Below are 12,944 nucleotides of genomic sequence, written 5' to 3' on the forward strand. Positions count from 1 at the left end.
TTGGCGAAGCCTAAGAAGGCTTGCCACTCGCCCGCGGAAAGCAAAGAATATTTCCGGAGCGGGGGTATATGTACCCAGTTTCGCTTTTCGGGTGTTTTTGCCCATCCCCCGAAAAGGTGAAGGTCTTCCTCCACCTCGCGGAGACAAAGGTAAAAAAACGTTGTCCGGCCTTAAAGTAGCCGAGTTATAATACAAAATTGGCCTTGGACTTGATCGAATAAGCCATATCGTCTTGTGTATCCACCCAACTGGTAAATGCCGACAAAGAGCTGATATGGTTATTGATGGTTGAGGGATGAAAACCGGTATCCTCAAGAAAAGACTGCCAAGCGATCACGTCCCGTTTTAGACAAGCCGAAATGCGTTCATGACCGTAGGCCTGTTTAAAAAATGTAAGGAATCGATTAAAGTGCAAAATAGCTTTTTTCATCACTTCATCAGAACGAATGCCTTAAAACAGCCAATTGGATATATTGATCCATCCAGTCTGCTAAACTATCGGATAAGCCTGTCAACAACGATGTTTTCGGATCTAGTTTCTTTGGTGAAGTGACCTGTTTGAGATAATGGATGTTTTCCATAGTGGTTTTCCCTCTGATTTGTTCGATTCACTTCACAGAAGGGGCATTCTGTGAAGTGTAATAATTTCAAACATATTCCTGAATTTCCTTATCGTAGAGAAGTATATTCTCCGTATTGATAACAAAGCTTATTGCCCTCCACTGATATTACCCTTTAGTTCACGTCTATACACGTATGGTATTAGTAATACACCAAGTAATCCTATAAGTATTAACAATACGTATTGTAACGGACTCAAGTACGTATTAAATCCATGAAGAAGTGGATTTAGCCATTCAAATATATAGGAAAATGGCCAGAAGCTAGAAAATCCACGTGCTATTGGCGGTAGCATAGATACACCTGCGAACCCTCCTGCAGCAAAAAACGTTCCGAAAAATGTAATGATAATAATCGGTTGGAGAATATGAAATCGTTTCAAGAAGTGCGCTACAATCATACCCAGAGTAGCACACATGATTATTACCGGTATCATAATCAAATAAACCTGTAATAGATGCTGCGGATTCAATTGATAGGCAAAGATTCCTAACAATAAGCTTGGTAATGAAGCCAGTATGGCAACCGTTCCGGACGCAAGCGTAATGCCATACCCTGCTGCATGTATGCCTACAGGCGTTAGCAAAATTTCCTTTCGTGTTCTGTTTTCTCGGTCAAAACTAAATAAATTGGCTGCAACAATCGTTGCACTCAACATAAGCGACAACAAAAATGCACTGCCTGCGAAAAAAGCAGAACGCGGTACAGCATAAGATTTCTCAGTTAATAGATTGGTCTCTATTTGTAAATCGCCACGATCATCCATTTCTTTTAGCAATCCATGTTCCAATCTAAAGTTAACGTTTTTCATCATATCTGTATTAATATTGTAGGTATCTGTGTAAACTTTGTTCGTATTTTGAAAATCCTCCGGTATTGTAACAGTCATGTGAAGCCGTCCTTCTTCGACGGCATTTTTTGCTTTATCAGGGTTTGTTTCTATCACGTTGAAATAAGGTGCTAATTCGGAATGAACACTTTCAAGACTATTTATAAGCTCATGAGAAGCACCTGTATTCGATTTATCAATTAAACCAATTGACCAGCTATCACTCCCACCCATGATAGTCGATACCAAAATTAAAACGACAATGGGCAATATAAACGGTGTCACAAGCAACTGTTTTTGCCGCCTTAATATTTTTAAGTTTCTTTTATATACTGCAACCATGGCATAAATCCACGCCTTCATTCCCATTTTCATTCCTCCTTCAATTTTATTGTCCACCAGAAAGGCGTAACCCTTTACGCAACGTGTAAATGGATGCCGTACCAAACACCAAAATAAGACCTGCCGTCATGACCAAACTCATCATATTAAACGAACTACTACCCGTAATAATTAATAAACGAAGCTGGTTCGTGATATCGGTCACCGGAATATACGTTGCGACCTTCCACAAAGGTTCAACGAAACCTCCATAAGCAAATCCTCGAATAGAAGATTCGATACCAGAAATTAAATAGATTGATATCCCAATAAGGGCGGAAAGTGTGACAATCGGTAATGTTTTTTTAATTGTTGATGCTGCTAAAGCACCGATAGAAGCACCAAGCAAAAATAAAATAAATAACCAAAAGACAAACGTCATACTCATACGGGTTAGTGGAAAATCAAGGACGAAGTATAAAACGACCATAACTAACAGTGTAGATACAAATGTCTGGATAAATGATGTGATCCACTTACCTAAAATCAAGGATGAAAAACTTGTAGGTGTCAAAATTAATTCCTTGGCTGTTCGATCTTCCCACTCTCTAGCCAATAACATTCCTGTATTAATCATGGCAGCATATAAAACGGCAAACACCAATAATCCAATACCTGTGTACCATTTAAAAGAAACATCTTGCTCAAATTTTGAAAAAACCTTATCCACCGCAATGTTTTGGTCTGGAGCAAGCTTTTCCTGGAAAAGGTATACTGCGTGCGACAAACGAAGTTGTAAGTTCTTAGTCGTATCTGCGTTCATGTTGTGAACGCTGAGAGTTACCTTTGGAACCTCACCATTTTCGATGCTTTCATCAAAAGTTGACGGAATTTCTATGAGCCCTGCAATCTTTCCGGATTTGTATTGCTTGGATGCTTTTTCGGGATCAGTCGTAAGTATTTCAAAATAAGAACCATCAACTGACTTCATTTCCTTCATCATATCAACAAACTGGTCGCTATATATGCCTTCAGACCCTTTAGAAATGGCAACTGGATTTGTAAAAGAGAGTTGTGTAACGAGCGAATACAAGAAAATAAACACAACTGGCACAAGAATGCTTAAGATAAGCATAGCTGGATTACGGGCAGAAATTTTCAAGTCCTTTTCAACAATCGAACGTACAGCTGTCAACATGTCAATCACCCCCTAATTTCTTAACTGTCTTCCTGTGAAGTGCAAAAATACGTCATTCAAAGTTGGCTCCCGCATTTCAAAGCTCCCCATCACATCAGCAAGTGGCTCAACTTTTTTCATAATGTCAAAATAGGAATTTTTGTCAGGTATGGAAACCTGAACAGTCGTTTGATCTGCCTTCGTTTCATAATGAGAATGCAAATAATCATATGCTGTTTGCGCTGATTGTCCCGAATTAAATTGAAATATCAACAGATTTTGGTGAATCTCTTCCTTAAGTGACTGTGGTGTTCCGCGTACAACCTCTTCTCCATGGTCAATAATCATAATCTCGTCAGCAAGATATTCTGCTTCTTCCATGTTGTTCGTTGTCAAGAGTACCGTTTTTCCTTCAGAAGCAAATTCACGTATATGGTTCCAGATTGAGTTTCTAGATTGCACATCAACCCCTAATGTCGGTTCATCAAGCAGGATAATTTCAGGTTCTGTTATTAAGGCACGTGCAAGGGATAAACGCCGCTGCATACCACCAGAGTACGTTCCAACTCGATCATGTTGCCGTTTTGTCAACCCTACAAGATTTAATACCTTATCTGAATAATCATGCCACTTGTCTTTTTCCAGTCCATAGTACCCCGCATGGAATAGCAAGTTTTCCCTAGCAGAAAGATCATTATAAAGAGCTGTTTCTTGCGGTACCACCGAAATTAAACGTCTAACTTTTTTCATATCTTTTATTGGGTCAAGTCCAAGAACTTTAACATTTCCTGCAGTTGGTCGATTTAATCCATTAATTAAATTGATCGTTGTGGTTTTGCCGGAACCATTTGGTCCTAATAAGCAAAACACTTTTCCTTTGTTGATGTGAAGGTCTAAATCTTTCAATGCATAAAACGGGCCTCCCTTATTCTTGTAAGCCTGCTCCAATTTTTTCGTTTCAATAGCAACCATACATAAAACCTCCTTTTTATTAAGTACTTACTTAGTTTTATTTCAGGGCATTTCAATCTGGAAATTCCTTAGCGTAGGATTTTATCAAAATGTTGGCGATACCTCTAATTCGTATCAGGTTACTTTTCGTTTTATTATTTAAGAAAAGATTTTTCCTAATCAAGAAGGCAATAGCAGTAACTGCAAGAAATACTGCCACCATAATGAAGAGAAACCTAATTGATGATGCCAAGGAGGAGCCGCCGAATAAGATTTTGTAAATTTCATCAGCGTAATACGTCCCCGGTAACCAATTTCCTAGCACTTGATAAAATTCAGGAATCAGTTTTCCCTGAAAGACAATTTGGCTAGAGATAATTTGAATAAGCATAAACAAACCAGCAATTCCGGCCCCTATAATATCTAGGAAATGGATAAACATTTGAGCAAATAAAACGCTTTGGGATTCCTTCGTTTTAAAAGGAAGATTCTCCGAAATTTTGTCGGTAATCTTTTCTCCTACTTCATCGTCTGAATTAACAACAGAGATTGATAATTGCTCAATGTAATCTTTGATTCCCTAGATAGAATCAAAAAAGGTATAGCAACTAAAATCCAAATTTTTTTATTCTTGATTAAATCTGCCATACTTATCTTCCTCCCTTATAATTAAGTAACTATCTATTGCTTAAGCAACAAGTTGTTGTATAATTAGTGTAAAACCCATGTTTAAAAAATACAATCGATGGATTTAGGGAAAATGTAGTTTAAGCAACGTTAATAATAGTAATGTTAATTTTTTTCGGGAAAAGCTACAAAGATTTAGGAGATGTTCTGAATGGCTAATAGTGTGGATCTACGTATTAAAAAAACACGTCGATTTTTACGTAATGCTTTGATTGAATTAATAAATGAAAAAGGCTTTGATAGTATCACAATTGGAGATCTGGCGGAGCGAGCAGAAATAAATCGAGTTACATTTTACAAACACTACAAAGACAAATTAGACTTATTGGATCAAAATATAGAGGAAATAACAAGTTCTTTTGTGGAGGTTGTAGCACCAAATAATCGAGAGGATCTAATAACGGAAGGAAAAGAATCAAGTCCCATTTTTTTAAGGTTATTTGAATACATCTCAAATAACGCCACCTTTTTTCAGGTTATGCTTGGCAAAAACGGAATATCATCATTCCGAAATCGACTACTCAAAATAATACAGCAGTTTATGAGTGAAAAGCTGGAAATCATTCATCCAAACCCACACGAACTCGGTGTCCCTAAAGAGATTTTCATACATTATATTTCTTCAGCCCACTTAGGTGTTATTATATATTGGCTGGAAACCGATTTAATATATTCACCAGCCTATATGGCAAAGCAACTCTCTTATTTAACGGTTGAAGGCCCGATATCCGCGATCGGTTTAGCTGGGCATTCTAAAGAGGAAAGAACATAATTTAATTCCATACGTCCTTTCCTCTCCATTAAATAAAGGTGTTTCAGAGACGTAACTTCTGGGAACAGTTCTGTTCATAATGGAATAAAAACCATTAAATTGGATGGTTCAGCACAATTTTTCCGAGTATTCGGAAATCCACCTTTTTGGGGGGCTGGGCAAAAACACTCTTTTTCTCCCAGCCTCTTTTTTGGAAAAACTCGAAAAAACTACAACATTCTAGCTTGTGGAGGAGTTCGAGTATTTTCTTTGAAAATACTTTGTTCAGTATTGCACAAACTTGATTAATCGTATATATTAAAGGTAAGGGGGATCCCCAGAAAAATGGAGGTGGAAAATGATGAAATTAAAAGACAAAGTAGCTATCGTGACAGGTGCTGGATCAGGGATGGGAAAGTCAATCGCACTTTTATATGCAAAAGAAGGAGCAAAAGTGGTTGCGAGTGATATAAACCCAGAAACGACGCAAGCCGTTGTGAAAGAGATAGAGGAAGCCGGAGGACAAGCCCACGCTGTTGTGGCGAATGTTGCGAAAGAGGAAGACATTCAAAACTTGGTGGATACGGCTGTAAAGGAATATGGGACAGTAGACATTTTGGTGAATAATGCAGGGATTATGGACAATTTCGTCCCAGCCGCCAACGTGACAGATGAATTATGGGAACGTGTCATGGCCATTAATACAACAGGTGTCATGCGAGCAACCCGCAAAGTCTTACCTATTTTTCAAGAAAAGAAAAGTGGCGTCATTATCAACAATGCCTCGATTGGAGGACTATATGGATCGAGAGCTGGTGCGGCATATACCGCTTCAAAACATGCTGCCATTGGGTTAACGAAAAATGTAGCATTTCAATATGCAGAATACGGTATTCGTTGTAATGCCATTGCTCCTGGTGGGGTCGAAACAAATATAGGCTCAACGATTGATAACCCGGATGCATTTGGCATGAAAAAAGCAATGAGTGGAGCAGAGTTCAATCCGAAAAACGGAAATCCGGAGGAAATTGCTACAATTGCTCTCTTCCTTGGATCAGATGACTCTAATTTTGTGAACGGTGTAGTCATTACTGCAGATGGTGGCTGGACAGCTTATTAAAAACAAGAAGGTTTGGATGAAGGACAATGAGCTTTAAAAGGTGCCTAAAACAAAAAGCGTGATTTGTTGATGATTGATCTCATCACGATACACGCTTTTTGTTTTCACTCAAAATTGATAGCAGTGACGCCATTCAATTTGTAAAGTAGTTGGGTGAGTTGATTGTCTTCTAGTGGATTTTTTGATTGTATGTGTAACTCTAAGATATATTTAGTGGTATGATCGACATTTTCCATTTTGACACGATAATCTTTAATCGCAAACTTGTGAAGAGTAAGATTTTCGATCACCATTTTGATACTATCTGTTGAGAGACACTCGACTGTTAGCTGATATGCTTTAGGAATGGCAAATTTAAAAATGCGATTCAACAATTCTAATCCAACAAGAATTAAAATGGTTCCGAAGATACTTAATTCATACATGCCAGCTCCAATTGCCATGCCAATACCAGCTGTTGCCCAAATACCAGCAGCTGTCGTCAGTCCATAAATGGAACGACGTTGGACAAGAATCATGCCAGCTCCTAAAAAGCCAACTCCACTTACAATTTGAGCGGCAACACGACTGGGATCAAGGCCGATTCCTTCTTCTTGCAAAATATCATTAAATCCGTATTTCGAAATAATCATCATGACAGCGCTTCCTAAGGCGACTAAAAAATGAGTTCGCAATCCAGCTTCTTTAAATCTTTTTTCCCTCTCTAGTCCAACAACCGCACCCAGCACTCCAGCTACTAACACACGAATAAAAATTTCATAATTTCCAAGGGTCATTGTTTTCCCTCCTGATGTTTACATTTTAAGAGGATATTCAAAAAGTCCGGTAAAAATGACACTGCGAGATAATTGATCTTCAACTAAGTACCGACACGTCCTGTGCAAGTCCGCCTTGGACATTCGACGTACGATGTATTAATGTCGGACGTTCGCGATTAACGTCAGCGCTTTTAGCAGACTTGGTCCTTTTTATCCTCTTTTTTGAACATGCACTTAAAATAGATCTCCTGAAAAATGATTGAAAAAGAGAATAAAACAATCATAGCAAAATGACTATTGCGTGAAAAGGGCAGATATCTAATTCGTTAAAAAATATTTCGTGTCCCTACATATTAGAGATTTGAAATGTGAATAAATTTTAGCGAATTCTGGAGCGTGCCATGCACCAACAGAGGAGCACCATTGACTTACTTTAAGATAGTGAAAACTAATAAATTAAGGCTTTTCTTATAGAAACTTTTAGGGAAGACTGCTAAGATTTAGTTGAAAGGTATAATCATATTAAAGGCGAATGGGGGAAGTAAGTTGATTAGAGCACTTGCCCACAGAGGGTATCCGGGCAAATATCCAGAGAACACATTAACGGCGTATCGGGCGGCTTATGAATTGGGATTTAGTCATATTGAGATTGATGTTCAGCTTAGTAAAGATGGAGTGCCTATTTTAATGCACGATATAACAGTGAATCGGATGACGGACGCCAACGGATTTGTGAAGGATTTTACATTTGATGAGCTTCGAAAGTTAAAGGTCGGAGGAACAGAAACCATCCCGACTTTAAAGGAAGCGCTTCAATTTACAAAAGGAAAAATGAAGGTTGCTGTAGAGTTAAAGCAGCATGGGTATCTCTATCCGGAACTAGAGGAAAAGACGCTTAGCGTGATTGAAGAAACAGGGATGATGGATTCGATATATGTTAATTCTTTTGATCACTATTCTATTAGAAAAATGAGAGAATTATCAGCGGACATTGAATTAGGTGTGATCCAACATGGTGCTACCCCTGGATTATTTGATTTTTTAACAGAAATCAAGGCATCCTCCCTTGCTGTTCGAATTGAATATCTAACAGATGAATTTGTTGAGGAATGTGAAGCGGCAGGATTGCAAATTGTTGTCTGGCCGGTGGACAAGCAATGGCAATTCGATATTTTTCGACGTTATCCTAATATTTTATGTACGACTAATAAGTTAGAAGACTTCAAGAGGATGTATGAGGAAGCGCAATTTTAGAGTAATAAAGCGAGACTGTTGGTTGTATCGGGGATAATAAGAAGAACCAGTATACGTGAGGGTATACTGGTTTTTTCGATTTATTGTTGTTCTTTAAAAATATTTTTGACATGGTCAATCGCACCTGCTGAACCGCCTTCTTGGACCATTAGTGCAATAATCAGGTCAGGTTTTTCAGGATTATAGGCAACAAACCAGCCATTTTCTTTTCCTTCGACACCTTGTTCTGCTTTTTCGTATTCAGCTGTACCTGTTTTTCCTGCAAGGGGATAACCTTCAATTTTTGCTCCACGTGCTGTTCCATTCGAATCGTCTACAACCTTGCGAAGTGAAGCTGTTAATTGTTTGGCTTGATCTTCTGTTAGAAGATCTTTCTTCCAAATCTCACCCTTTTTTTCCTTGGTCTCTAATATCGGTTTTACCATATTTCCTTTATTCGTAAAAGTAGAATACATGGTAGCCAAATGAAGAACAGTTAATTCAATTTGTCCTTGACCATAGCTTGAATCAGCTAGTGCAATATCGGTTCCAATCTCCCCATAGGTGGATTGATGCATTGGATATAAGTAAGGCATGTCTTCAGCAAAGCCAAAATTCTTAAGACCCGCTTCGAACTTATCTTGACCTAATTCAATTGCCTTTTGTGCAAAGTAAATATTGTCCGAATAGATTAAAGCTTTATCTAAATCAATTGGGACTCCTGGGTCACTTACTCGCTTTACTTCGTATTTCCCCCAAGAGTTATCTTTTTTCCACCCTTTGCCATTAATTGTTAATTTCTCATCCCATGTAATGGCACCATCTTTTAGACCAATCGCGGCTGTAATCGGTTTTAAGACAGAACCAGGGGCAAAGGCCGAATTCAAACGATTTAGCATCGGTTGCTTTGGATCATCCTGTAGTTTTTTCCACTGATCTTCGTTCGCTCCAAGGGTTAACAAATTTGGATCAAAGGCAGGGCTGCTTACGAGTGCTATGGTTTCACCTGTCTCAGGGTCAATCGCTGCAGCAGTGCCGGGCTTGCCTTGGAATTCATCATAGATGATGGTTTGGAGAGCACTATCAATCGTGAGCTCAACATCCTCTCCATTTTCTACTTCTTTCTCAGCAAGGATTTTTTCACTACCATCCTCTTTTTTAATGATGATTTGTACACCGGGCGTTCCTCTCAGACGATCTTCCAATACGAGCTCTAAACCTCGCCTGCCAATCATATCAGTATCAGTATACCCTTTGTCTTTATGCTCTTCTAAGTCTTCCGCTGTTACAGAAGATAAGTTCCCTGTTAAATGAGCAGCCCGTTCAGCAAGAGGATAAATTCTTGCCTCTGATTTTCCTAATTGTACTCCCGGAAGCGCTAATAATTTTTCACTTAATTTATCGCTTTTGGCGGGAATGGTTTTGATCGGGACCAAAAGATCGGACTTTACCCAAGATTGGTTTAAAGCATTTTCAATGCTCTCCGCGTCTATTCCTAATAATTGCGCCAATTTGGCAACCGTATCGTCTCCTTCCATTTTTCCCGGAACGATCCCAACCTGTATGGCCTCACCGTTTTCAGCAAGCGCAATTCCATTTCGGTCAAGAATGGCACCGCGGATCGGTGGAATTGTTGGAACAGAAATTTTATCGCCTTCCTCTAAATCAGGAAAAATGAACGTACTATCCCAGTTCATGTGCCATTCCGTAGTCTTATCATCAACTTCCTCTTTCACCCAGTGTGACTGCTGATCAAATTCTATTTCTCCAGCCAGGCTATCCATGGAGACATGAAGAGGAAATTCAGCTGTTTCGTCTTTTTTATCTGTTTCTTCTTCCGGTTTGGTAAATTGAATATCTAAATCCTGTATTTCTAAATCTTTATAGATCTTACTATAACGTTCAACAAAATCTTCCTTCTTTACTTGTTCTTTTGTTTCCGTTGATAAATAGTTATACATTTTGTCAAAGTCTTGCTTTTCCCAAAGCTGCACATATTCACTAAACTGATCCTCAGGCTTCGCAACTTTATCACTACAACCTGCTAGAATCATAATCAAAAGAACCAATAGTATGAGAAACCACTTTTTTTTCACATCTGCACCCCCACTATCATTGTAAAAAAAATCAAACTTTCTTTCAAATAAGCTGTCATATGGTAAAATGGAAAAAGCAATGAAATCATACATATTATATAGTAAGGAGAGGTAAAAATGGGAAAAAGTTTTATCTTTGGTCATAAAAATCCAGATACGGACACAATTTGTTCGGCTCTTGTCTATGCGGACGTGAAAACAAGATTGGGATTTGAGGTAGAACCAGTGCGTTTAGGGGAAGTCAATGGAGAAACTCAATTTGCTTTAGATTACTTCCAGGTGGAAGCCCCTCGTTTGGTAGAAACTGTTGCTGGGGAAGTAGACGAAGTGATTTTGGTAGACCATAATGAGCGTCAGCAAAGTGTGAGTGATCTTGATCAAGTAAAGATTACGGAAGTGATTGATCATCACCGTATCGCTAACTTTGAAACAAGTGACCCTCTCTATTTCCGTGCTGAGCCTGTTGGTTGTACAGCGACTATTTTAAAGAAAATCTATCATGAAAAAGGATTGGAGATCGAGCAAAAGGCGGCCGGTTTAATGCTATCAGCGATTATTTCTGATTCCTTACTATTCAAATCGCCAACATGTACAGATGAAGATATAGAAGCAGCAAAGGAATTGGCTGCGATTGCTGGAGTCGATCCGGATAAGTATGGAATGGACATGCTAAAAGCGGGTGCCGATATAAGTGAAAAATCGGCAATTGAATTGCTTTCACTAGATGCAAAGGAATTTTCAATGGGTAGTGCAAAAGTGGAAATTGCGCAAGTAAATGCTGTTGGAGTGGAAGATGTCCTTGCCCGCAAGGCAGAAATCGAAGCCGCATTGGACCAGATTGTTTCAGAAAAAGGTCTGGATCTATTCTTATTCGTTGTAACAGACATCTTAACCAATGATTCAACGGCAATTGCAGTTGGACAAGCAGCTCATGCAGTGGAACAGGCCTTCAATGTGACCTTGAAAGACAAATCCGCTGTTCTACAAGGAGTTGTCTCTCGTAAAAAACAAATCGTTCCACCATTAACAACGACTTTATCAAAATAGGTGTCTGGAACACCCCGAATTTTGCCGAACGATATTGCGCTTGAGTCAGCCGGAAGAACGTTGCGTCTGTAGCCATTCATCCTCAAGGGGTGGCTGGGCGCTTTCTTATAAGGTAAGAAAGTATAAATTTTGGCTAATGCTTGATCCAGCTCCAGCGCCCAGCGACTAGCAAACTTTCGGTGCCTGCTTGCGTAAGTCAACATCAGCTTGCCTTTCAATGTCTAGCTGCAGGCGGTAGGGGCTCGAGGTCAAATAACCTGGAATCCTGGAAGAGAAAGAACGCCCTTCCAGATTCCAGAACATTTGCTTGTCACCCCTGATCAACCGCCTTCCGCTTTTCGTGGCTCACTGTGTTTCCTTTATCTCAGGGCTACAGGATGTAGGTCAGAACAGCGTTGCGCCAGGACGGCGCGTTTTTAGCTGTTCATCCTTACTATGAAAGTTTGTACGTCGCTAAACGGGCGCTTGCGCTTTTCTTATTTGGATAAAAGGAGTTTGTTGTAGTGAAAATTGCATATTTAGGACCTAAAGGGACTTTTTCGGAAGAAGCGGCCATTCGTTATTTTACAGAGGATGGCGTCGAGTCGATTATGTACAGTACGATTTTTGATGTGTTAGAAGCAGTGGATGAGGGCAGTGTGGATAAGGGGATTGTTCCAATTGAAAATGCGCTGGAAGGCACGATTACGATGACAACAGATGGATTGATCCAGCATGATTTGTGGGTTGAAGGAGAGGCCGTACTTCCTGTTCGATTGCAATTGTTGGGGAATCCAGGAGCAAAGCTTGAAGAGATAAAAGAAGTTTGGTCAATCCCCCCTGCTCTTGCTCAATGTCGAATATTTACGCGAGACATAAAGGCAGAAACGAAGAATTATAGCAGCACCGCAGCGGCTGCGGAAGCGATCCAAAATGAAGCAAGGATGGACGCAGGCGCTGTGGCTTCAGAATGGGCAGCAGAAACATTTGGTCTTGAGGTGGTTCAAAGGGATATTCATGACAATGCTTGTAATTCGACAAGATTTATCATTATTACGAAACCCTCTAAGCCTCGTGTTCATACAGAAGAAAAGGCAAAATCAATGCTTTTAATTACACCAACTGAAGACCGACCAGGTCTATTAGCGATTATTCTAAATGTTTTTTCCTCCCTAGGAATAAACCTAACATGGATTGAATCCCGTCCAACAAAGAAAAAACTAGGAACCTATCGCTTTTTTATTGAAACAACAGCGGGAATACAAGATGACCAATTGCAGAGAGCCAGGACGATTTTAGAAACATATGGGTACGACGTCCGCATATTGGGAAGCTATATAAAGAAGGAGCTTTAAGAAACTCGGAGGTGAAATA

General features: G+C 39.4%; 12 protein-coding genes. 5 read left to right on the top strand and 7 right to left on the bottom strand.

Going from position 1 to position 12,944, the window contains the following annotated elements; genetic code table 11:
- Positions 1–437: 437 nt before the first annotated feature.
- The 5 genes from KI375_RS21590 to KI375_RS21610 all read right to left on the bottom strand — a co-directional run bounded on the left by KI375_RS21590 (position 438) and on the right by KI375_RS21610 (position 4,290).
- Positions 438–581 carry a hypothetical protein gene (locus tag KI375_RS21590; RefSeq protein ID WP_212975473.1) on the bottom strand — a complete coding sequence of 48 codons (144 nt, stop codon included), beginning with the start codon at positions 579–581 and terminating at the stop codon, positions 438–440.
- 128 nt (positions 582–709) lie between these two features.
- Positions 710–1,819 carry an ABC transporter permease gene (locus KI375_RS21595; RefSeq protein WP_212975474.1) on the bottom strand — a complete coding sequence of 370 codons (1,110 nt, stop codon included), beginning with the start codon at positions 1,817–1,819 and terminating at the stop codon, positions 710–712.
- A 19-nt stretch (positions 1,820–1,838) separates the two neighbouring features.
- The gene (locus tag KI375_RS21600) at positions 1,839–2,969 is read right to left on the bottom strand and encodes an ABC transporter permease (protein WP_212975475.1); all 1,131 of its coding nucleotides are present in this window, start codon (positions 2,967–2,969) and stop codon (positions 1,839–1,841) included.
- A 12-nt stretch (positions 2,970–2,981) separates the two neighbouring features.
- Positions 2,982–3,920: an ABC transporter ATP-binding protein gene (locus tag KI375_RS21605; RefSeq protein ID WP_212975476.1), complete on the bottom strand. Its 939-nt coding sequence runs from the start codon at positions 3,918–3,920 to the stop codon at positions 2,982–2,984.
- A gap of 52 nt (positions 3,921–3,972) precedes the next feature.
- Complete coding sequence (locus KI375_RS21610) at positions 3,973–4,290, bottom strand: ABC-2 transporter permease (protein WP_212975477.1); 318 nt, start codon at positions 4,288–4,290, stop codon at positions 3,973–3,975.
- A 447-nt stretch (positions 4,291–4,737) separates the two neighbouring features.
- Between KI375_RS21610 and KI375_RS21615 the strand changes: the two genes are divergently transcribed.
- Together KI375_RS21615 and KI375_RS21620 are read left to right on the top strand one after the other, a co-directional pair.
- On the top strand, positions 4,738–5,358 hold the full coding sequence (locus KI375_RS21615; protein ID WP_212975478.1) for a TetR/AcrR family transcriptional regulator: 621 nt from the start codon (positions 4,738–4,740) through the stop codon (positions 5,356–5,358).
- 340 nt (positions 5,359–5,698) lie between these two features.
- Positions 5,699–6,457 (top strand): SDR family oxidoreductase, encoded by a 759-nt coding sequence (locus tag KI375_RS21620; RefSeq protein ID WP_212975563.1) that lies wholly within the window; start codon positions 5,699–5,701, stop codon positions 6,455–6,457.
- 104 nt (positions 6,458–6,561) lie between these two features.
- Here KI375_RS21620 and KI375_RS21625 read toward each other — a convergent pair whose 3' ends face one another.
- Positions 6,562–7,233, bottom strand: coding sequence for an MgtC/SapB family protein (locus tag KI375_RS21625; RefSeq protein ID WP_212975479.1), 672 nt, complete (start codon positions 7,231–7,233; stop codon positions 6,562–6,564).
- A gap of 528 nt (positions 7,234–7,761) precedes the next feature.
- Here KI375_RS21625 and KI375_RS21630 point away from each other — a divergent pair.
- Positions 7,762–8,469 (top strand): glycerophosphodiester phosphodiesterase, encoded by a 708-nt coding sequence (locus KI375_RS21630; RefSeq protein ID WP_212975480.1) that lies wholly within the window; start codon positions 7,762–7,764, stop codon positions 8,467–8,469.
- 80 nt (positions 8,470–8,549) lie between these two features.
- Here KI375_RS21630 and KI375_RS21635 read toward each other — a convergent pair whose 3' ends face one another.
- On the bottom strand, positions 8,550–10,544 hold the full coding sequence (locus tag KI375_RS21635) for a penicillin-binding transpeptidase domain-containing protein (protein ID WP_244852922.1): 1,995 nt from the start codon (positions 10,542–10,544) through the stop codon (positions 8,550–8,552).
- A gap of 117 nt (positions 10,545–10,661) precedes the next feature.
- On the opposite strand from KI375_RS21635, the gene KI375_RS21640 reads away from it, so the two are divergent.
- Positions 10,662–11,591 (top strand): manganese-dependent inorganic pyrophosphatase, encoded by a 930-nt coding sequence (locus tag KI375_RS21640; RefSeq protein WP_212975481.1) that lies wholly within the window; start codon positions 10,662–10,664, stop codon positions 11,589–11,591.
- Between the two features lie 503 nt (positions 11,592–12,094).
- On the top strand, positions 12,095–12,925 hold the full coding sequence (gene pheA, locus KI375_RS21645; RefSeq protein ID WP_212975482.1) for a prephenate dehydratase: 831 nt from the start codon (positions 12,095–12,097) through the stop codon (positions 12,923–12,925).
- Positions 12,926–12,944 lie beyond the last annotated feature (19 nt).

It is taken from the genome of Bacillus sp. J14TS2 (genome assembly GCF_018333015.1).
Classification (GTDB): Bacteria; Bacillota; Bacilli; order Bacillales; family Bacillaceae_C; genus Lederbergia.